The organism is Pseudomonas sp. AN-B15 (assembly GCF_019056475.1).
Lineage (GTDB): Bacteria > Pseudomonadota > Gammaproteobacteria > Pseudomonadales > Pseudomonadaceae > Aquipseudomonas > Aquipseudomonas parakoreensis.
The window spans coordinates 2,699,868-2,721,132 of the sequence record NZ_CP049737.1 but is presented as its reverse complement, the minus strand read 5'-3'; the positions used below and the strand labels follow the sequence as shown (position 1 = coordinate 2,721,132).

Here is a 21,265-nt window from a genome sequence, read left to right as displayed (position 1 = left end):
CGCAGCCGGCGCAGTCACTGCAAATGCCATATAGCTGGAAAAATGCAGGGGAGTGCTGCGCACTCCATCGGGGATGAATCCCCTCGCCACAGGGAATCGGGAATTGGCCAGCTAGGCACTGAGCACCGATCGAATCATCTGCAACAGTGACTTCGGGCCATACGGTTTGCTCAGCAAGTGCGTGTCCGGGCTCAACTGGTGGTTGCGTGAAATGATGTCGCGGGTGTGCCCAGAGGTGAACAGCACCGCCACCGGCGGCACCTGCACCTTGGCCCATGCCGCCAGATCGGAGCTTTTGATCAGCCCCGGCATCACCACGTCGGTGAAAATCAGATCCACTTCGATACCTTCCAGCAGCCTCTGCATCGCCACGTCGCCATTGCTCGCAGTCAGTACGCGGTAGCCTTCCTCGCGCAGCAATTCCACGGCCGAGGCGCGCACCGCGTCGTTGTCTTCAACCACCAGGATGGTTTCGTGGCCGCCGCTCTGCTGCGGGTCGACGCTCGGCGTTTCATCAAGGACCGGACGCAGGCTGCGCGGAAAGTACAGTTGCACCCGCGTGCCTTCGCCCACGGTGCTGTCGATCTCGACATGGCCACCACTTTGTTTGACGAAGCCGAACACCATGCTCAAACCGAGCCCGGTACCCTGGCCGTCAGCCTTGGTGGTGAAGAACGGCTCGAATACCTGCTCAAGCATTTGAGGCGCAATGCCGACGCCGCTGTCGCTGACCATCACCCGCACGAAATCGCCGGCGACGATGCCTTTGCCTGCGCAAAAAGTGCTGTCCAGCCGCGTATTGATGGCGCTGAGGACAATCGTGCCCTCGCCTTTCATCGCGTCCCGGGCGTTGATCGCCAGATTGAGAATGGCGTTTTCCAGTTGATTGCGGTCGACGTTGATGTGCCAGGGGGCCTGCGGCAATTGCACGTCGATCTGAATGGTTTCGCCGAGTGCACGCTGGAGCAGTTCGCCAACGCCGTCGAAGATCTGTCGTGGATCGCACACCGCCGGCGACAACGGTTGGCGCCGGGCAAAAGCGAGCAATTGTGACGACAGTTTCGCACCGCGTTCCACCGCTGCCAGCGAGGCGCTGACCCGGCGTTGCACGTTGGCATTCTCCGGCTCATGCCGCGCCAGCAAATGCAGGTTGCCGGCAATCACTTGCAGCAGGTTGTTGAAGTCGTGGGCCACGCCGCCGGTCAGTCCGCCGATGGCTTCAAGTTTTTGCGACTGGCGCAATTGCTCTTCCGCCGCCAGCCGGGCATCCACTTCACTGGCCACCCGCTGCTCCAGGTTGCGCGTGAATTTGAGCAGGGATTCTTCGGCAATCTTGCGTTCATGGATGTCGATCAACACCCCGGGGAAACGAAACGGCGCGCCGTGTTCGTCGAACTCGCAGGCGCCACTGGCGAGCACCCACAGGTAGCTGCCGTCCGCGCGCCGCACGCGGTATTCGGCGTTGTACGGCTCGCCGGTCTGCAGCGAATGATTGACCCGGTCCTGCACCCACGCCAGGTCATCCGGGTGAATCCGCGACTCAGTCAGGGATTGCGGCAGGTTGCTCAGATCCTGCTCGGGCGGATACGAAAACGTGCGAGCGAAACGCTCGTCCGCCGACAACACATTGTTCTTCACATCCCAGACAAACGAGCCGAGCAACGCCCCGGCATTCAGCGCCAGACGCACCCGTTCGTTGTCGGCCCGATAGGCGTCTTCTGCCGCCTGACGCAGGCGCTCGGAGCGCACCAACTCGGTGGTCTCGACCACCATCGCCATCACCCCGGAAGGCACGCCGTCGTCGTTGGCCACCGGGCTGTAATACAGATCCATCCAGACATCTTCAGGCACGCCATCGCGCAACAGCACCAGTTCCTTGTTGCGGTAGGACAAGGTGCCGCCCGCCAGACAGGTGTCAACCACATGCCGATTGAAGTCGGCGACTTCCGGCCACCCCAGTTCCACGGGTGCACCCAGCAGATATGGGTGGCGACCACCGGCAAACTGCGAGTACGCGTCGTTGTAGATCATGTACCCGGCGTGGCCCCAGAGCATGACCATCGGCAAGGGCGAGGCCAGCATCAATTGCACGGCGCTGCACAGGCTGGCAGGCCAGGTGTCGAGCGGGCCGAGTTCGGTGTGGCGCCAGTCGAACGCGCAAATGCGTTCGGCCATCTCGCCTTTCCAGCCGTCACAACCGTGGCTATCGGATAAAAACTGCATCGATTGACTCGGTGTCCTGTGGTGTTTGCCCGATATATCGCAACGCTGAACGGACGCAGCGCCCCTGTGTTTCGAGCGCCGCCGGTCGCATTGGTTTCATTGAAGGTATAGCCGATTTCTCGCGGCGCCCCGGGTTCAGACCCCGATCAGGTGTTTGAGCGGATGGTAGCCAGTTTTCATCTTCGCAGCGACGTCGAGAATCGCCTTTTCGACGCCATTGAGGTGCAGGCAGGTCAGCTCGATGGCGGCGTTCTGGTCGCCTGCCTCGATGTATTCGATCAGGCGCAGATGTTCGTTGTCGCGGCAGGCTTCGTGGCTGTCGTCATCCAGTGCGGCAACGTACAGCGAGGCACGGGAAATCAGCTTCTGGAACCAGTCCAGCAACACCGGATTATTGAGGCTGCGCGCCAGTTTGATATGGAACTCGCCGAGCAGGTGGATCAGTCGTTCATGATCGCCGGCGGCGTGGGCTTCATCTTCCAGCAACAGGTGTTTGCGCAGGTCTTGCATCGCCGCGGCGTCCTTGCGGCGGCACAGCTCGGTGACGATGCCGATCTCGATCAGCCGCCGGGTTTCGAACAGCGAGCGGATCTCTTCATTGCTCGGCAACGACACCGACGCCCCCTTATTGGGCTCGGTGGTGACCAGGCCTTCGGCCTCCAGTTGCTTGAGCGCAGCGCGCACCGACGTACGGCTGACATTGAACAGTTCGGCCAGCGAAGCCTCGCCCAGCTTCATCCCCGGACGCAGCGAACGCTTGCTGATCGCCTGGTAAACCCCTTGGTAGACGCGGTCGACCGTGGTTTCCAGTTTCTTCTCGGTCATTCGAACACTCCTTTAGCCTCGGGCAAACACGGTGTTCCAGAGTTTTGCGCTGTTTGCTTCGATAAGTGTGGCGCAGGATATCGCCTTTGGTGGCGAGATGCAGGGGATGAATCGCAAGTCAGGCGGGGGCAAGTGAGCGGGAGGCCGTCATGATGCAAAAAGATCGCAGCCTGCGGCAGCTCCTGCATTTGGGATGCGTTTCCCTGCAGGAGCTGCCGCAGACTGCGATCTTTTGATCTTCAGTCAGTACCGTATTTCGGCGAACGCGGACCGTACAACAGGCCGGCGTGCTGACCGGCCGACAACAGACGATTGCTCGCCACACCGGCAATCGGATACCCGGCGTCGGTCGAACTGTTGATCACCTGCTTCACTGCGGCGGTAATCAGCATGCCGACCAGACCGCCACCGCTGTTGTTGCCGCCCTCTTCGCTCGACGCCCGCGCCGAACCGGTCCACAGCGTGGTGCCGGATTTCAGATCCACCAGTTTGGCGGTGGCGGTCACGGCGGTTTCGCTGCTGATGACCATGTAACGCGTACCGTACTCGGTCACGGTGATGTACAACGCAGCGTCGGCACCGAAGATTTCCTTCAGTTTGTTCGCCGGAGCCTGATGGATGTCATCCGGTGTGGTCAGACCGTTCTGGCGGAAGGTTTCGTCCACCAGCGTGATCGGCAGTACGTAGTAACCGGCTTCAGCGAGTGGGAATGTCACCTGCGACAGCAGGCTGTACGACGCCTTCACGTCGGGCGAGGTGTTCAGCGGCGGCAGCACCAGAATGGTCTTCGGCCGTGCCTGCTTGTACGCCGAGTAATCCACGGTTTTCGGCGCGACGCAGCCACCGAGCACGGTCAGGGCCAAACCGGCGGCCAGCAGTTTCAGGGTGCGCGAGATCATTTGGCGTCTCCGGTCTTGGCGTTTTTAAGCAGAAAATCCATGTACGGGCCGGACTCGGGAAACAGCGCTTTTTCGGTGCGGAACTGCTGCACCATCTGATCGTCCTTGCCCATGCTCAGGTACAGCAGGCCCAGGTGCGCGTGATAGCCCGGCGGCACGGCCTTGCCGGTGGAACGGATCTTTTGCAGATCGCGCTCCAGGACTTCGGCCTGGGCTTCCTTCGGTTCTTCGCCTTTGAAGTATTCGTAGACCTGCGGTTGATAGTCTTCCCACTGGTACAGGGTTTTCGGGCTGCTGCAACCGGCCAGCAAGGCGCTGGCGGCCAGCGTCAGGGCCAGCAGCGACCGCGACAAAGTCAGATTCATGGGGTGTTGCTCCTTGCAATGAATAACGATCAGTTAGCCGGTTTCCAGGCACCGGCGTTCATGCCATCGACCAGACGATTGATCGCCTCGCGCATGGCCAGATCAAGGACTTTGCCGTTGAGGGTGGAGTCGTACGCGGCGGTACCGCCAAAACCGATGATTTCGCGGTTGGACAAGGCGTACTCGCCGGCGCCCTGCGTCGAATACACCACTTCGGAGGTGCTGATGTTGACGATGTTCAGGTTGACCTTGGCGTAAGCGACCTGAGTCTTGCCCCGGCCGAGAATGCCGAACAGTTGGTGGTCGCCGGTTTCCTTGCGGCCGAACTCGGTGACGTCACCGGTGACCACGTAATCGGCGCCCTTGAGGCGCTGGGCCTGGCCCTTGATCGCGGCTTCCTGCTGGATCTCGCCCATGTTGTCGCGGTCCAGTACCGAGAAACGGTTGGTCTGCTGCAGGTGAGTGATCAGGATGGTCTTGGCCTGGCCGCCGAGACGATCGACACCGTCGGAGAAGATCCCGCGCATGTAGCTGGAGCGGTTATCGAACTTGCCCACCGCCATCGGTACGCGAGCGCCGGTCCAGACTTGCGTGGCGCTCTCGACCTTGGCCACCGGCAGTGCGCGGGAGCTTTCGGTGGCGCAGCCGGCAAGGGAGCTGGCAAGAGTGCCGAGCACGGCAATCGCAACGCCTGAGACCAACATCCGGGAGATCATTCTCACTGTGCATTCCTTCTGAAAAAACGGTGTGTCCCGGCACGGCAAAGCGGTGGGGAGCAGGAAAAGGGGCGGCATTATGACAAAGTGCCATCATTCGCGACAGATTTTTTTGACGCCAATGAATTGGCTGATCTGAACACCACAAATCCCCCCTGTAGGAGCTGCCGCAGGCTGCGATCTTTTGATCTTGTTTTTAAAAAGCCAAGTCAAAAGATCGCAGCCTTCGGCAGCTCCTACAGGGGATCGGTGTTAATGGAAGTCGCGGCTCTGTACGCGGATGCCGTCGAGCAGCGGACTCAGATCGCTCAGCCGCCCGGCGATCAGGTGCCGCACTTCGCCCTCACGCTCCCAGCGGCCGTCAACCTTGAGCAGTTGCGAGCCGACCAGCACCTGACGCTGACGCTCGGCCAGATCGCGCCAGACCACCACGTTGACGTTGCCGAACTCGTCTTCGAGGGTGACGAAGGTAACGCCGCTGGCAGTGCCCGGTCGCTGACGCCCGGTGACCAGCCCGGCGATGCTCACTGGCCGACCGTGTTCCACGTCCAGCAACTCCTGTGAACTGCGGCAACGCCGGGCCTTGAGTTCGCCACGCAGCAACGCCAACGGATGCGGCCCCAGGGTGGTGCCAAGCGTCGCGTAATCGGCCTGCAAGTCCTCGCCGACACTCGGTTTGGGCAGCAGCACATCGGGCTCTTCCTGGCTCGGCAAGCCGGCAAACAGACCCAGCTGTTTCTGCACCCCGGCCACTTCCCAGCGCGCGCGATGCCGATGCCCGGCCATCCCGCGCAACGCCCCGGCATCGGCGAGCAACGCCTGGGTCCGACTGTCGAGCGCGGCCCGTTCGCCCAGGTCGGCGACATCGGCAAACGCTCCCCGCGCCCGCGCCGCCTCAATGCGCCGCGCATCGTCCTCGCGAAAGCCCTTGATCATCCGCAGGCCCATGCGGATCGCCGGTTGCGCGCCGCTGATCGGTTCCAGGCTGCAATCCCAGTCACTGGCGCGCACGTCCACCGGACGGATCTGCAATTGATGGCGGCGTGCGTCCTGAAGGATCTGATCCGGGCTGTAGAAACCCATCGGCCAACTGTTGATCAGCGCACAGGCGAACGCCGCCGGTTCATGGCACTTGAGCCAGCAACTGGCGTAGGTCAGCAAGGCGAAACTGGCGGCGTGGGATTCGGGAAACCCGTAACTGCCGAACCCCTTGATCTGCTCGAAGATCTGCGCGGCGAACTCCGGGCTGTAGCCGTTTTTCTTCATCCCGGCAGCCAGACGCTCCTTGTGCGGCTCCAGCCCGCCGTGGCGCTTCCACGCGGCCATCGAGCGGCGCAACTGATCGGCCTCACCGGGGCTGTAGTCGGCGGCGACGATGGCGATCTGCATCACCTGTTCCTGAAACAGCGGCACGCCGAGGGTGCGCTTGAGCACCACTTCCAGCTCCGGCGAGGGATAGGTTTCCGGCTCTTCCTTGTTCCGGCGACGCAGGTACGGATGAACCATCCCGCCCTGAATCGGCCCCGGGCGGACGATGGCGACCTCAATCACCAGGTCGTAGAACTTCGCCGGCTTCAGGCGCGGCAGCATCGACATCTGCGCCCGCGATTCGATCTGGAACACGCCGATGGTGTCGGCGCGGCTGATCATCTCGTAGGTCGGTTTGTCTTCTGCGGGAATTGTCGCCAGGCTCAGATCCAGATGCCGATGCCGACGCAGCAAGTCGAAGCAGCGACGGATCGCACTGAGCATGCCGAGGGCGAGTATATCGACCTTGAGCAGGCCGACCGCATCGAGGTCGTCCTTGTCCCACTGAATGATCGTGCGCTCGGCCATGGCCGCGTTTTCCACCGGCACCAGGGTGTCCAGTGGCTGTTCGGAAATCACGAAACCGCCGGGGTGCTGCGACAGGTGCCGGGGGAAGCCGATCAGTTGCCCGGTCAGGCTCAGCACCCGGCGCAGTACCGGGCTGTCGGGATCGAAGCCGCCTTCGAGCAAGCGTGCCAGCGGCGGTGTTTCATCGCTCCAGTGACCGCAGCAATCGGCCAACGCATTGATCTGATCCGGCGGCAAGCCCAAGGCCTTGGCTACATCGCGCACCGCACCGGCGGCGTGGTAGGTACTGACCACCGCCGTCAGCGCTGCCCGCTGGCGACCATATCGGCGAAACACGTATTGCAGGACTTCTTCGCGGCGTTCGTGCTCGAAATCCACATCAATGTCCGGCGGCTCGTTGCGCTCCTTGGACATGAAGCGTTCGAACAGCAGCGTGGTGCGATCCGGGTCGATCTCGGTGATGCCCAAGGCAAAACACACCGCCGAGTTGGCCGCCGAGCCGCGGCCCTGACAGAGAATCCTTTGCTCGCGGGCAAAGCGCACCACGTCGTGCACGGTGAGGAAGTAGCTTTCGTAGCCGAGTTCGGCGATCAGTTTCAGCTCGTCATCAATTTGCTTGAGCACTTTGGCCTGTGGTCCTTGCGGCCAGCGCCAGGCAATGCCTTCTTCGGTCAGTTGCCGTAACCAGGAACTACCGGTGTGTCCCTCTGGCACCAGCTCTCTCGGATACTCATAGCGCAACTCGCCAAGATCGAAGGTGCAGCGCCGCGCCAGTTGCACCGAGGCGTCGAGCAACGCTTGCGGATACAGCTCGCGCAACACCTCGAGGCTGCGCAGATGGCGCTCGCCGTTGGGATGCAGGCGCAACCCGGCCTCGGCCACCGGGACGTGATGGCGGATCGCAGTCATGGTGTCCTGCAAAGCGCGCCGGCCACGGGCGTGCATGTGCACATCACCGCTGGCCACGGCGGCAATCTGCAGTTGCTCGGCCAGACTCAGCAGCGCCGCCAGCCGGCGCTGATCGTCTTGCCCGCGATGCAACTGCACCGCCAGATACAGGCGCGCGCCGAACGTCTGTTTCAGCCAGCGCCCCTCTTGCACGTCATCGACGCTGTCCGGCACCCACACGATGAACAGTCCCGGCAGCGGCTCGCTGAAATCCTCACGCAGCACCTGGTACTGGCCCTTCTGCGTGCGCCGCCGAGCCTGGGTAATCAAGCCGCACAAGGTCTGATAGCCCGCCAGATTCTCTACCAACAGCAGCAGTTTCGGGCCGTTGTCGATGCGCACTTCGCTGCCGATGACCAGCGGCAGTTCCACTGATTTCGCCGCTTGCCAGGCGCGGACGATCCCGGCCAGCGTGCACTCGTCGGTGATGGCCAGCGCCTGATAACCGTGTTTTTTTGCCCGCTGGAACAGCTCAAGGGCGCTGGAGGCACCGCGCTGGAAACTGAAGTTCGACAGGCAATGCAGCTCGGCATAACCATCGCTCATGCAAACCAGCCCTGCAGCCACAACGGCCCGCCCTCACCCACGGCTCGATAGGCCCAGCCCTGCTGACCGGCGCGATTCTGGATCAGGTAGTAATCGCGGCGCACGTCGTCACCGTCCCACCAGCCGGATTCGATGCGCTCCGGCCCCATGAGGATTCGCGCCGAACCTTCGGGCACGCTTTGCGGTTCGCCGAGCAACCAGCCCGGACGCTGCACACTCGGCAAACCACTGCAACGCTGCTTGTCGACGCCGTTCTGCCAGGCACATTCGGGGCGGTGGTCGGCCTGAAAGCGCAAACCCTGCACCGCGTCATCGCCGAGCCGTGCGCGCAGGCGTTCGCGCAACTGTTCCCAGGGCAAGGTCTGTTGCGGACGGTCATCGAACAGTTCCTGAAACTGCGGCACAAAACTCGGCAGGTCTTCGGCACGCAGGCGAAAACCGCGCACCGGGGCCTCGACCTGGACTTGCTCCAGTCGCCCGCGGGCCAGTTCAAAGAGCATCGCCGGATCGCGCTCGGCGCTGAGCAGGCCGACCTTGATCAGCGTGTCCGGCAGCCCGGCGTGCTCCAGATGCAGGTCGAAACGCTGCACGCCGCTGTCACGTCCGCAGAGGAACGCCGACAGGTCAGCGGTCAAGCGGCGTAACGGGAACAGCAGCGCCTGATGCGACTGCACATCGAAATTGAGTTCGATGCGCACATCGAAACGATCCGGCGGCAGGTAGAACGCCAGGGCCAGCGGCCGCGCGCCAAACAAGGTGTCGAGGTGTTTGAGCATCGACGCTTCGAAACGCCGGGCCAGGGCCTGACGTGGCAGGCTCTGCAGCTGGCTCAGGTGGCGCACGCCCATGCGCGTCAGCGCCGTGGCGACTTGCGGCTCCAGCCCGACGCGGTCGACGGGCAACTGCCCGAGGTGATGTTGCAGGGCTTCACCGTCCGGTACGACGAGACCGTCGTAGGCGTTGGCCAGCACCCGCGCCGCCACCGGATTCGGTGCCGCGACGATGCGATGGCGGAAACCCAGCTCGGTCAACTCCTCGCGCAGCCGTGCTTCGAACTGCGTCCAGGAACCGAACAGGCCCAGACTGGATTCGATCTCGAACACCACGGTACGCGGGTAATGCACGCTGACCTGGGCGCTGAACCGATAAGCCCATGCCGCGAGAAATTGCTGCCAGTGCTCGACCTCGGCAAGGTCGTAATCGGCCGTGGCAAAGCCTTTGCACAAGGCTTGTGCGGCGGTCATCGACTGGCCGGCACGCAGCCCGAGCTGGCGCGCCGCCGGATTGACCGCTTGCAGCACCCGGCGCTGGGCCGGGCCGCTGAGCAGCACCAACGGCTCAGCAGGATCGGCACGCTGACGCAACACCGCGTCGAGGGCCAATTGCGGGAACAGAATACACACCCAGCGCATGACGACCTCAGTGCCCCACGACAAACGCAATCGGCGCCGTGCGCGCCAGTCCGCCCCGGCATTTGAGCACGCGCAACTGGGCCGGTCTGGCATCGATGGCAATCCGTAGCGCGGCCGGCGACGGGTTGACCGCCTCGCTCAGCGGGCGCCAGGCAAACGCCAGGGTCTGGCCGGTTTCCGCCGCCACCTGCAAGCGCCGCAACGCGCGGTCATCGGCCTTGTGCGGCCAGCACAGCACCGCGCCGCAACTGCCCGAACGCAGGCATTGTTCCGCCGCCCACAAGGCATCGCGTTCGCTGGCCTGGATTACCGACAACTGACGCAGATCGACCCCGGCGTTCGCCCACGCCTGCGGGTACGGTACGAACGGTGGCGCCACCAGCACGATGCGCTCGCCCGCCGCCGACAGCCGCGCCAGCGTCGGCCACACCAGTTGCAGCTCGCCAACCCCGGGCCCGGCCAGGAGGATTTCGCTCAGCGCCGCTTCCGGCCAGCCGCCGCTGGGCAACGCCGCATCGAGGGCGGCATGCCCGGTGGGTTGCGGGCTGGCCGCCGGTGGCGCAGGCCGGCCCTTCCAGACCTGGCCGCCATTGAACAGCGTATCGAGTGCAACGACGGCGCCCATCAGCCTTGCCTCACCAGACCGCAGAACACCCCTTCGATGGCCAGGTCCTGATCGTCGCGCACGACAATCGGCTGGTACGCCGGGTTGCGCGGCAGCAGCCGAACTTCATCGCCTACGCGCTCGAAGCGTTTGATTGTCACTTCACCGTCGAGGCGCGCCACCACGATCTGGCCGTTGAGCGCCTCGGGATTGCGCTTCACTCCCACCAGATCACCGTCGAGAATGCCGTCCTCGATCATCGAGTCGCCCTGCACCCGCAACATGTAGTCGGGCGCACGGGAGAACAGCGCCGGGTCGAGCATCAAGCGGTTATGGATGTCGGCATCGGCACCGATCGGGGCGCCGGCGGCAACCCGGCCGAGCACCGGAATATCCAGCAGCTCCGGGCGCGGCGCTTGCCCAAGCAGGCGAATGCCCCGGGCCTGGTGCGGGTTGACCTCGATAAACCCGGCTTCGGTGAGCGCCAGCACATGCTTGCGCGCCACGCTGCGCGAGGCAAAACCAAAAGCCTCGCTGATTTCAGCGAGGCTTGGGGGCTGACCGTGTTCGGCGATGCGTTCGCGGATAAAGGTCAGGATGGCGGTACGGCGGGGAGTCAGGTTTGTCATGGAGTACATTTGTACTCCTGTGGGATTTTACTGACAAGCACCGCCAGTCGGCCTGGATTGATCATTCACAAAAATCAAAAGATCGCAGCCTCGTTTCACTCGTCAGCTCCTACAAAGAAGACGACTCGGGAACCTGTAGGAGCTGCCGAAGGCTGCGATCTTTTGATCTTTTTTAAAAATCGCAGCCTGCGGCAGCTCCTACAGGGGAACGGGGCTTCAGTTGAGGCCGCGTTCGGCGAGGAAGGCGGCAATGTAATCGATGAACGCCACGACCTTGGCCGTGGCCCGCCGATGGCTCGGGTACACCGCGAGAATGTGCGGGCCGAAGCTGTCCGGGTCGATTTCGTAGTCAGCCATGACCCGTACCAGACGCCCGTCGGCGATGTACGGCGCGGCGCTCCACAGCGGTGTGTGCAGCAAGCCGCGTCCGGCCAGGGCGCCGGCCAGCAGCAGATCGTAATTGTCACTGCGCAACCGCGGCGCCGTCGGCTGTGGCAGGCTCAGACGCTGGCCGCCGCGCTCGGCCCACCAGAACTCGCGACTGAGCAACGGGTGCTGATACAACAGCCATTCATGCTGCTCAAGGGTCTGCGGATTCACCGGCAAGCCCTTGCGCGCCAGATACTCCGGGCTGCCGCACAAGGCCAGACGATTGCTGCCGACCACCCGCGCAATCAGCCCCGGCAAGTCGTCATGGCCCTCGCGCAAGGCCAGGTCATAGCCGCTTTCCAGCAGATTGACAAACGCGTCGCACAGGTCAACTTGCAGGCTGATCTGCGGGTATTGCTGCAAGAAACCGTCGCACACCTGATCAAGAAACGCCCGCCCATAAGCCAGTGGCGCGGTGATTTTCAGATTGCCGCGCAGACCGTGCTGCAATTGCTCGATCTCTTCGCCGGCCTCCTCCAGCCGCTGCAACACCAGCCGTGCGGTTTCCAGGTAGACCCGGCCGATTTCGGTCAGCAGGATCCGCCGCGTGCTGCGCTCGAACAGTCGCGCACCGAGTTCCGCCTCCAGGTGATTGACCGCTTTGGTCAGGGCCGACGGGGTCTTGCCCAGTTGCTCGGCCGCGCGACTGAAACTGCCGAGTTGCGCGGTGACCACGAACATTTTCAGTGCACCCAACTTGTCCATGCTTTTTCCATTCAGGCAAAAACGTTTTTCGTGAGGAAGGCGTTCTGTTGGCCAGTGTCAGCCACTAATCTGGCCATCAGACGCAATAACAAGGAAATCTTCAATGAAAAGATTCATCCCGAGCCTGCTGGTGAGCGCTATAAGTTTTGCCTCGATGGAAGCCATGGCCGCCACCGATCTGGTGCTGGTCAACGGCAAGATTTTCACCGCCGACCGTGCACAGCCAAAGGTTCAGGCGCTGGCCGTGGAGAACGGCAAAGTGCTGAAAGTCGGCACCAATGCGCAGATCAAGGCGCTGATCGAACCCGGGACGCAGGTGATCGACCTCGGCGGCAAGACCCTGATGCCAGGCTTGATCGACAGCCATTCCCACGCGATTTTCGGCGGTCTGGAAATGGTCTCGGCCAACATGGAGGACGAAGTCGTCGCCCTCGATGAATTGCAAAAGCGTCTGCGCGCCTGGCGTGATGACGGCAAGGCGAAACACGGCGACGTGCTGAGCATCGCCGGCATGAGTTCAGCGTACTGGGCGCAGGCCGAAGCGCTGGGCAAGACTTTCAACCAGGGTGAATGGGCCGACGTGCCGGTGGTGTTCACCGGCAGTGACCACCACACCGCGTGGGCCAACAACGTGATGCTCAAGCGCGCCGGCATCGACGCGGCATTGCTGAAAACCCTGCCCGCTGCGGAAAAAGACACGATCGGCACACTGGCGAACGGTGAACCCAACGGTTTTCTGGTCGATGCTGGCTGGGACCGGGTCGCAGCCAAAATGCCGGTGCCGAGCCCGGCCGATATGCTCAGCGCAGCCAAGTCCGCCGTGCGCTTCAACAACAGCCTCGGCATCACCGCGTGGATGGACCCCGCCGCCAACGCCGCCCCGGGCGAGGCCGTGTTCGCGCTCAAACCCACCGAGAAAACCGTCGGCGTGCTGCCGGCCTACAAAGCGCTGTCGGCAAGCGGCGACATGAGCGTGCACGTCGCAGCGTTGCTGGTCGCCAACCCGAAAAGCCTGCCGGCCGATCTCGACACGCTGGATAAAGTGCGCCAACAGTTTCAGGGCATCCCCAATCTGACCCTGCCCGGGGTCAAGATCTTCGCTGACGGCGTGATCGAGTACCCGGCGCAGAGCGCGGCGATGATCGATCCGTACCGCAATTCGCACAAACAGGGCGAGCTGCTGATCGATCCAGCGCATTTCGGCGAACTGGTCAGCGCCATCGATCAACGCGGCTGGCTGGTACACATTCACGCCATTGGCGACCGCGCGGTGCGTGAATCGCTGAACGGTATCGAACGCGCGCGCAAGGATCGGCAGAGCGGCATCACGCACTCGATCACCCACTTGCAGATGGTCAACCCAAAAGAGTTCGCCCGCTTCAAGCCGCTGAACGTGATCGCTTCAATGCAACTGCTGTGGGCCAGCGCCGACGACTACACCACCGATATGATCAAGCCTTACGTCAGCGCACTCGCCTTCCGCTATCAATACCCGGCGCATTCGCTGCTGAAACAGGGTGCGACGATTGCCGGCGCCAGCGACTGGCCGGTGTCCTCACCCAATCCGTTCAATGCCATGGCTCAGGCCATCACCCGCGTCGGGCCGATGGGCGTGCTGAATGCCGACGAGCGTCTGGATCGCGAAACCATGTTTTACGCCTATACCGCCAACGCGGCGCGGACCATAGGCCTGGACAAACAGATCGGCTCGCTGACGCCGGGCAAGCAGGCCGATTTCATCGTGGTCGATCGCGACGTGTTCAGCGTCGACGAAAAGGCCCTGCATGACACCCGGGTGCTGCAGACCTGGTTCGCTGGACGCCAGGTCTACACCGCCACCCCATAACAACTCGTTCCCCGTGTAGGAGCTGCCGAAGGCTGCGATCTTTTGATTTTTCAAGATCAAGATCAAAAGATCGCAGCCTTCGGCAGCTCCTACAGGTTTCCCTTTCTGCCCAAAAATAATCACAACACCGGGACTTCACATGAAAGCCTTGCCCTTGCTCGCCCTGAGTTCCTTGAGCCTGCTGCCCCTGAGCAGCCACGCAATTCCCTTGAGCGACGATTTCGCCATGCTGGTCGACCTGACGCTGGCCAGCGACTACCGAACCCGTGGTATCTCGCAAACCCAGAATGACCCAGCGGTGCAGGCCGGTCTGACGCTGGCCCACAGCAGCGGTTTGTACGTGGGGGCCTGGAGTTCCAACGTCGATTTCGGCGGTGGTCTGAAAACCCGGCAGGAAGTCGACTACTACGCGGGCTGGCTGTGGCAGGCCACCGAGGATGTCAGCCTCGATCTGGGCTACATCAAGTACGCCTACCCCAAGGAAAGCCAGTTCAACCAGAGCGAGGTTTACGGGATTCTCGGCGTCTACGGAGTGAAGCTGGCGGCGTATTACTCCAGCGATGCGCCGGGGATCGACAGCAAGCAGAGTTCGCTCTACAGCTATGTCGGTTATGAAACCGAACTGCCGTTCGACTCTGGCTTGAAACTGCGTTACGGCACTATGGATTTCAAGGATCCGCATTTGTACTCGGCGTCCGGGCATGGCGAGGACAGCTACCGCGAATGGGAGGTCAAACTGACGCACAACCTGGCAGGCGTGGTATTGGGCCTGAGCTACATCGATACCGATCTGTCGCAGAGCCAGTGTCTGAGCAACTGGGGGTTCAAGGATGTGTGCACGGCGACGGTGGTCGCCAGCCTGAGCAAATCCCTCTGACTCCCCGCCTTGTATAGGAGCTGCCGCAGGCTGCGATCTTTTGATTTTGAAAAGCAAGATCAAAAGATCGCAGCCTGCGGCAGCTCCTACAGGGAACGGGGTTATTTGTTACAGGATGTTTACGAATTTTTTACTATTGTTCTTCTACAGTTACGCGCGTTACCGCGCGTGTTTTCTATTCTGCTAGAGGAATGTCTGTAATGGCTTTGGGCAAAGGACTGCGTTTACCGTCCATCACTTCCACCCGTCTGGTGCTGCTGTTTTCCCTGGCACTGGTGACGCTGTACAACCTGGCGACCTGGAAGGCGCTGGGGAATCTGATCACCTTGCAAGGCGCGCACAAACTGGCGTTTTTCGCCTCGTTCGGGCTGTTCCTGTGGGCGGCGATCACCCTGCTACTGACCCTGGTGTCGTTTCGCTGGACGCTGAAACCGGCGCTGACCGTGGTCGCCCTGCTCTCGGCCTGCGCCGCGTATTTCATGAACGAATACGGGATCACCATCGATACGGTGATGATCCAGAACGTATTCGAAACCAATCCCGCCGAGGCTGCCGCGCTGTTCAACGGCAAGTTGCTGGCCTACGTGCTGTTGCTCGGCGTGCTGCCAGCGGTGCTGATCTGGCGCTGGCCGGTGCGTTATCGACCGTTCTTTCGCGGCGTGCTCAACAAGCTGCTGGTGATCGCCGCCTGCGTGCTGGTGATCGGCGCCTCAGTGGGCGCGTTCTATTCGACTTATGCGCCGATCTTCCGTGAAGAGGACAAGCTCACCCATTTCATCAACCCGACCAATTACATCTACGCCATCAGCAAGTACACCAAGCAACGCCTGGGCATCAAAAAGCATTTTGTAGTGCAGGCCATCGGGGAAGACGCGGTGATGAGCGCCAAAGCCGCCAGCCGCGAGAAAAAGTCGCTGATGGTGTTTGTGGTCGGCGAAACCGCCCGCGCCGATCATTTTTCGCTGAATGGCTATGCGCGCGAGACCAATCCCGAGCTGAGCAAACTGGACATCCTCAACTTCACTCAGGTGCATTCCTGCGGCACGTCCACGGCGGTGTCGGTGCCGTGCATGTTCTCGATGTTCCCCCGTGAGGATTACAGCGACAAGAAAGGCAAAACCTACGAAGGCCTGCTGGATATCCTGCAACGGGCCGGCGTGCAGGTGCTGTGGCTGGACAACAACAGCGACTGCAAGGGCACCTGTCTGCGCGTACCGCACCGCGACATCGCGAAGAACCAGCCGGGGCCGTTCTGCGACGGCAACAACTGCCTGGACGAAGCGCTGCTGGCCGACCTGCAAGGCTACATCGACAGCCTCAAGGGCCACGCGATCATCGTCCTCCACGCCGACGGCAGCCACGGCCCGGAATACTACGAGCGCTACCCGAAAAGCATGGAGCGCTTCGCCCCGATCTGCCACACCAACCAGCTGGGCAGTTGCAGCCGCGATGAACTGGTGAACGTGTACGACAACACCATCCTCTATACCGACCACTTCCTCGCCAAGGTCGTCGAGTTGCTCAAACGCAATCAGGATTCACTGGACACCTCGATGGTGTATGTCTCCGACCACGGCGAATCCCTGGGCGAAAACGGCCTGTACCTGCATGCGGCGCCGTATGCGCTGGCGCCCGAGGCGCAGACTCATGTGCCGATGGTGATGTGGTTTGGCAACAACACGCTGGCGCAGTTGGGGATTGATCACGATTGCCTGCAAGGCAAGACCGGGCAGCCGGACCTGAGCCATGACAACCTGTTCCATTCGGTGCTGGGCTTGTTCGAGGTGAAGACCGCGCTGTATCAGCCGGGGCTGGATGTGTTTCGCGGATGCCGGCCAGCCATGACGGCTGCGCAATAATCCGGACATTGCACAAAACCCTGTGGGAGCTGGCTTGCCAGCGATGGCGGTCTGTCAGTCACATAGATGCCTGATATGCCGGCCTCATCGCTGGCAAGCCAGCTCCCACAGGGAAAGCAGTGTTCTCAAGAACTGAGTTGTGCCAAATAGTCCCACGGGTAAATCCCGCGTTGATGGCCGTCACTGAACACCAGTTGCACACCATAGCCCTGCGGGTTGATTTCGATCAGGCGAACACGCTCATCGACCCGCGGAGTCACACCTTTCAGGCGAAACGCGCGGCACTGCGAGCACGGGCACTGGCGACGCAGTTCGGCGTGGTTGAACAGCGATTCACGGCCGTCCGGCCAGCTCAGGCACAGTGTCCGTTCGCTTTGCGAGTTACTCACCGACAGCGGATTCATTGCAGCTGACTCAAGGCAATCCGCACCGCTTTGCGCACTTCCGGGTCACCGTCATCCTGCGCCGCCTGCAACGCCGCCACCGCGCCGCGATCATTCAACTCACCGAGGGCCAGCGCGGCCTCCTTGCGCAGGTTGCTGATGCGATGGCCGAGGGTTTCGATCAGGGCGTCCAGCGCTGCAGCGAAGCGCAAACGCCCGAGGCTGCGGGTGGCGCGCAGGCGCACCTGCCAGTAGTCATCGCCAAGGGCTGCGATCAATGCCGGGCCGGCGTCGCTGTGGCCGACTTTACCCAGGGTTGTTGCCGCCTCTTCGCGCACTTGCCAGGCGTGATCGTGCAAGGCCTGACGCAGCGCCGGCAATACCTCGGCGCCAGATGCCAGACCGAGAGCCCCGGTGGCGGCGCGGCGCACTTCGGTGTCCGGGTCGGCGCTGGCCAGTCGCGCCAATGCCGGCAGTGCGTCGAGCTGCTTGAGCCAGCCGAGCACGCCGATGGCTTCCCGGCGCACGCTGGCGTCGGCATCATCAAGTGCCGCGACAGCAGCAGGCGCTGCAGCGGCGAAACGCAGTTCGCGCAAGGCGCGGAACGCGGCGATCCGCACACTGACCTCGGCATGCCCGGTCCACGGCAGAATCACCCGGCCTGCCGCCTCGCTCTTGAGCAGACTCAGACTTTGTGCGGCGGCGGCCTGCACGGCTGGAGACGAATCGGTCAGCGCCTGGCACAGCGCAGCCACCACCGGTTCGTCTTCCCACGCTTCCAGCAGCCGCGCGGCTTCGGCGCGGACGTCTTCAGCCGGATCATCGGTCAGCCTTTCGACCAGCCACAGCAGGCCGTCCGGTTCTTCCAGGTCTGCCAGCTCGATCAGGGCAATGCGCCGCACACCAGCATCGTCAGCGGTCAGACGCGGTTGCAGGGCGAGGATGTCGTCGTTATCGGTCACAGCAAAAAATGAGGTCATAGGGCAAATCGCGGCAAGGGGTTTTCGGGCGGCAGGCCGAGCGGGTTGAGGCGCGGCAGCGGTCGGGAGTTGTCATGGCGCAGCAGGTCGAGGCAATGGCGCTTGAGGCGAGAGAATTCGGCGCTGGTCACCAGCTCAGTGGTACGCGGACGCGGGAAGTCCAGGCGCAGGTCTTCGATGATTCGCCCCGGACGTGCGCTCATCACCAACAGTCGATCGGCGAGGAACAACGCCTCGTCGATGTCGTGGGTGACGAACACCACGGTGGTGCGAATCCGCGTCCAGATGTCCAGCAACAGCTCCTGCATGTTCAGGCGGGTCAAGGCATCCAGCGCGCCGAACGGCTCGTCCATCAGCAACAGCCGTGGACGGTTGACCAGCACCCGGGCGATTTCCACCCGTTGCTGCATGCCGCCGGACAGCTGATCCGGCCAGCTTTCGGCAAAGCCTTCAAGGCCCACCAGTTGGAGGATTTCATCGGCTGCGCGATGGCGTTCGGTTTTGCCGATGCCGCGCATTTTCAGGCCGAAAGCCACGTTGTCGCGTACCGTGCGCCACGGGAACAGCGTGTGGTGCTGAAAGACCATGCCCCGTTGCGGCGATGGCCCGCTGACCTCGCCGCCGTCGACTTTGAGGCTGCCGGCATGGGCGCTCAAGTGTCCGGCGAGTGCGCCGAGCAAGGTCGACTTGCCGCAACCGGACGGGCCGAGAATGCACACGAACTGGCCCGGTTCGATCTGGCAGTCCAGACCTTGCACGGCTTCGAAAGCTCGTTGGCCTTCGCCGAGCACGATCGACAACTGGCGAATATCGATCCGCCCTTCCGGGGTTTGCATCGCGCTCATCAGGCTTTTCCTCGTGGTCGGTGCCAGGGCGTGAACAGCCCGCCCAGGCGTTTGATCAACAGGCTGCTGCCCATGCCCAGCACACCGATCAGCAGCATGCCGACGACGATGTCGGCGTAGTTCTGGATGGTGTAGGACTCCCAGGTGTAGTAACCGATGCCGAACTGTCCGGAGATCATCTCGGCGGTCACCAGACAGAACCACGAGGTGCCCATACCGATGGCGAGGCCGGTGATGATGCTCGGCGCGGCGCCGGGCAAAATCACTTCAAGCAAAATCGCCCGGCGCCCTGCCCCGAGGCTTTTCGCCGAGGCGATCAGCCGTGGATCAACGCCTTCAACGCCGTGCACGGTGTTGAGCAGGATCGGGAACAGCGCACCGGTAAAGGTGATGAACACCATCGACAGCTCCGACGACGGGAACATCAGGATCGCCAACGGAATCCACGCCACCGCCGGGATCGGCCGCAGCACTTCCAGTGGTGGCAGCAGCAAGTCTTCAGCCCATTTCGAGCGGCCGATGGCCAGCCCCAGAGCGATGCCGATGAAAAGTGCCGCGAGGTAACCGGCGAACACGCGGCTGAGACTGGCGCTCAGGTGCTGCAGCAGCTTGCCGGAATCGCCCAGGCCCAACGCCGCTTCGATCACCGCCAATGGGGTGGGCACGTTGGCGAAAGTGACCAGACCGAGATTCCAGTGGTGGCTGGCGGCGAGTTGCCAGAACAGCAGGCAGAGCAGCAACGACGCCGTTCTTGGAATCCAGCGTAAATAGGATCGGTACACAATTCTTCCTCTCAACCGAGATCCCCTGTAGGAGCTGCCGAAGGCTGCGATCTCTTGATCTTGCTTTCTAAAATCAAAGTCAAAAGATCGCAGCCTTCGGCAGCTCCTACAGTGACCGAGGTGTTCTGCGGGTTAGCGAGCAGCTACGGCCTGGGTTGTGGCATCGGTAAAGTCGAAAACCTTGCCGCCCTGCGCCGCCGCATAGTGCTGCGCCTGGCCCTTGAGCAGGAACGCACTCAGGCGGCCCTTGGCATCGCTGGCAAACCACGCCTGATCGGCGAGTAATTTGATCCCGCTGTCACTGGCCTGGGCATACACGGCGCGGATGTTTTTGCCTTCCTGTTTCAATGCGGCCAGCGCAGTGAAAGCGGATTCGGCGGAGGCGTACTGGCGTACTTTGTCTTCGCTGCGCACCCAGATTTCGGCGACGTGGCTAAAGTCCGTGATGGCTTTGCCAGTCGCTGCATCCACGGCTTTCAACGGCGTCTGCGCGTAATTGGCGAGTTGCGCGCTGTAGTCCAGATTCGACGCCTTGAAGGCGGCGCGAATGTACTGATCGTCGATGAAGGTGTTGAGGTCGAGGCCGCGATCGGCTTTCTTCAGCAACTTCAGGGTGTCGATCGCCGTCCCCACGGCCTGGCGGTATTCCGGCTTCCAGCTCAGGTCGCGGGTCTGCACGCCCAGCGGGCCGTGGAACAGGTAGTTGACCTCGGCATCGACGCCGGTGACCTTGGCGATCAGCTCGCTGTACTTCTCAGGCTCAGCAGCCAGCAACTGGTTGGCCTCGATGCTTGCGCGCAGGTAGGCGATGACGATTTCCGGGTACTGTTTCGCATAGGCCTGATCGACCAGTGCGCCGTGAAAAGTCGGCGCACTGGCCTGGGCGCCGTCGTAGATCTTGCGGGCGAAACCACGGCTGGGGAACAGTTCGGCGAACGGCACGAAGTCGGCGTGGGCGTCGATTTTGCCGGCCTGCAACGCGGAGCCGGCGACTTCCGGTGGCTGGGCGATGATGTTCACGTCCTTGAGCGGGTCCCAGCCCTGCTCCGCCACCGCGCGCAGCAACATGCCGTGGGCGGTTGAAGCAAAGGGCACCGAAATGGTCTTGCCCTTGAGCTCGCTCAGCGCCTGCACCCCGGACGCGCTCGGCACCACGATGCCGTTGCCGCTGCCCTTGATGCTGCCCGACAGCACGCTGATGAACAGGCTGTGCTTGCCGGCGGTTTCGAACGCCACCCCGTTGAATGCGCCGGGGAAATCGGCCATGACGCCGAAATCGAGTTTGCCGGCGACCATCTCGTTGGTCAGCGGCGCGCCGCTGGTGAAGTTTTTCCACTGCACATCGTACTTCGCGTCTTTGTAAGCGCCGTCGTGCGGCAGGTATTTGTCGAGCAGGCCGAGCTCACGAATCAACAGGCCACCGGCGGCGCAGTTGATGGTGGTGTCCTGGGTGCCGATGGCAATGCGGATGGTTTCGGCCGAGGCCGACAGGGTGAATGAAGCCAGTACCAGACCGGCGAGTGCTGCACGCAACATGGTGTGTTTCCCCTCGAATC

Annotated in this window: 18 protein-coding genes; 3 read left to right on the top strand and 15 right to left on the bottom strand. The window is 62.4% G+C overall.

Annotated elements, in window-relative coordinates; translation table 11 throughout:
• Window positions 1–111 precede the first annotated feature (111 nt).
• The 10 genes from GTQ41_RS12255 to GTQ41_RS12210 all read right to left on the bottom strand — a co-directional run bounded on the left by GTQ41_RS12255 (window position 112) and on the right by GTQ41_RS12210 (window position 12,137).
• Complete coding sequence (locus GTQ41_RS12255) at window positions 112–2,223, bottom strand: hybrid sensor histidine kinase/response regulator (RefSeq protein WP_047294018.1); 2,112 nt, start codon at window positions 2,221–2,223, stop codon at window positions 112–114.
• Between the two features lie 135 nt (window positions 2,224–2,358).
• Window positions 2,359–3,048, bottom strand: coding sequence for a GntR family transcriptional regulator (locus GTQ41_RS12250; protein WP_047294016.1), 690 nt, complete (start codon window positions 3,046–3,048; stop codon window positions 2,359–2,361).
• A gap of 239 nt (window positions 3,049–3,287) precedes the next feature.
• Window positions 3,288–3,947, bottom strand: coding sequence for a DUF799 domain-containing protein (locus GTQ41_RS12245; protein ID WP_027613674.1), 660 nt, complete (start codon window positions 3,945–3,947; stop codon window positions 3,288–3,290).
• Window positions 3,944–4,312: a DUF4810 domain-containing protein gene (locus tag GTQ41_RS12240; protein WP_003225593.1), complete on the bottom strand. Its 369-nt coding sequence runs from the start codon at window positions 4,310–4,312 to the stop codon at window positions 3,944–3,946. The genes GTQ41_RS12245 and GTQ41_RS12240 overlap by 4 nt, the downstream gene beginning before the upstream one ends.
• 29 nt (window positions 4,313–4,341) lie before the next feature.
• On the bottom strand, window positions 4,342–5,028 hold the full coding sequence (locus GTQ41_RS12235; protein WP_177325722.1) for a CsgG/HfaB family protein: 687 nt from the start codon (window positions 5,026–5,028) through the stop codon (window positions 4,342–4,344).
• Between the two features lie 252 nt (window positions 5,029–5,280).
• Window positions 5,281–8,358, bottom strand: a complete 3,078-nt coding sequence (locus GTQ41_RS12230; RefSeq protein ID WP_047294012.1) for an error-prone DNA polymerase — start codon at window positions 8,356–8,358, stop codon at window positions 5,281–5,283.
• On the bottom strand, window positions 8,355–9,770 hold the full coding sequence (locus GTQ41_RS12225) for a DNA polymerase Y family protein (RefSeq protein WP_047294010.1): 1,416 nt from the start codon (window positions 9,768–9,770) through the stop codon (window positions 8,355–8,357). The genes GTQ41_RS12230 and GTQ41_RS12225 overlap by 4 nt, the downstream gene beginning before the upstream one ends.
• Window positions 9,771–9,777: 7 nt before the next feature.
• Window positions 9,778–10,395 carry a translesion DNA synthesis-associated protein ImuA gene (gene imuA / locus GTQ41_RS12220; protein ID WP_047294002.1) on the bottom strand — a complete coding sequence of 206 codons (618 nt, stop codon included), beginning with the start codon at window positions 10,393–10,395 and terminating at the stop codon, window positions 9,778–9,780.
• Window positions 10,395–11,012 (bottom strand): transcriptional repressor LexA, encoded by a 618-nt coding sequence (gene lexA / locus GTQ41_RS12215; protein WP_047293993.1) that lies wholly within the window; start codon window positions 11,010–11,012, stop codon window positions 10,395–10,397. The genes imuA and lexA overlap by 1 nt, the downstream gene beginning before the upstream one ends.
• Before the next feature lie 207 nt (window positions 11,013–11,219).
• The gene (locus GTQ41_RS12210) at window positions 11,220–12,137 is read right to left on the bottom strand and encodes a LysR family transcriptional regulator (protein ID WP_047293991.1); all 918 of its coding nucleotides are present in this window, start codon (window positions 12,135–12,137) and stop codon (window positions 11,220–11,222) included.
• 103 nt (window positions 12,138–12,240) lie between these two features.
• Between GTQ41_RS12210 and GTQ41_RS12205 the strand changes: the two genes are divergently transcribed.
• From GTQ41_RS12205 to GTQ41_RS12195, 3 genes are all read left to right on the top strand, one after another.
• Entirely contained in the window at window positions 12,241–13,983 is a 1,743-nt protein-coding gene (locus GTQ41_RS12205) for an amidohydrolase (RefSeq protein WP_047293989.1), read from the top strand.
• A 139-nt stretch (window positions 13,984–14,122) separates the two neighbouring features.
• Entirely contained in the window at window positions 14,123–14,860 is a 738-nt protein-coding gene (locus GTQ41_RS12200) for a TorF family putative porin (protein WP_047293987.1), read from the top strand.
• A gap of 200 nt (window positions 14,861–15,060) precedes the next feature.
• Complete coding sequence (locus GTQ41_RS12195; RefSeq protein ID WP_047293985.1) at window positions 15,061–16,719, top strand: phosphoethanolamine transferase; 1,659 nt, start codon at window positions 15,061–15,063, stop codon at window positions 16,717–16,719.
• 125 nt (window positions 16,720–16,844) lie between these two features.
• Here GTQ41_RS12195 and GTQ41_RS12190 read toward each other — a convergent pair whose 3' ends face one another.
• The 5 genes from GTQ41_RS12190 to GTQ41_RS12170 all read right to left on the bottom strand — a co-directional run bounded on the left by GTQ41_RS12190 (window position 16,845) and on the right by GTQ41_RS12170 (window position 21,245).
• Complete coding sequence (locus GTQ41_RS12190; RefSeq protein ID WP_047293983.1) at window positions 16,845–17,123, bottom strand: DUF971 domain-containing protein; 279 nt, start codon at window positions 17,121–17,123, stop codon at window positions 16,845–16,847.
• On the bottom strand, window positions 17,120–18,082 hold the full coding sequence (locus GTQ41_RS12185) for a HEAT repeat domain-containing protein (RefSeq protein ID WP_047293981.1): 963 nt from the start codon (window positions 18,080–18,082) through the stop codon (window positions 17,120–17,122). The genes GTQ41_RS12190 and GTQ41_RS12185 overlap by 4 nt, the downstream gene beginning before the upstream one ends.
• Window positions 18,079–18,927: an ABC transporter ATP-binding protein gene (locus GTQ41_RS12180; protein WP_047293979.1), complete on the bottom strand. Its 849-nt coding sequence runs from the start codon at window positions 18,925–18,927 to the stop codon at window positions 18,079–18,081. The genes GTQ41_RS12185 and GTQ41_RS12180 overlap by 4 nt, the downstream gene beginning before the upstream one ends.
• The gene (locus tag GTQ41_RS12175; protein ID WP_047293977.1) at window positions 18,927–19,709 is read right to left on the bottom strand and encodes an ABC transporter permease; all 783 of its coding nucleotides are present in this window, start codon (window positions 19,707–19,709) and stop codon (window positions 18,927–18,929) included. The genes GTQ41_RS12180 and GTQ41_RS12175 overlap by 1 nt, the downstream gene beginning before the upstream one ends.
• Before the next feature lie 132 nt (window positions 19,710–19,841).
• Window positions 19,842–21,245 (bottom strand): ABC transporter substrate-binding protein, encoded by a 1,404-nt coding sequence (locus tag GTQ41_RS12170; protein ID WP_047293976.1) that lies wholly within the window; start codon window positions 21,243–21,245, stop codon window positions 19,842–19,844.
• Between the last annotated feature and the right edge of the window lie 20 nt (window positions 21,246–21,265).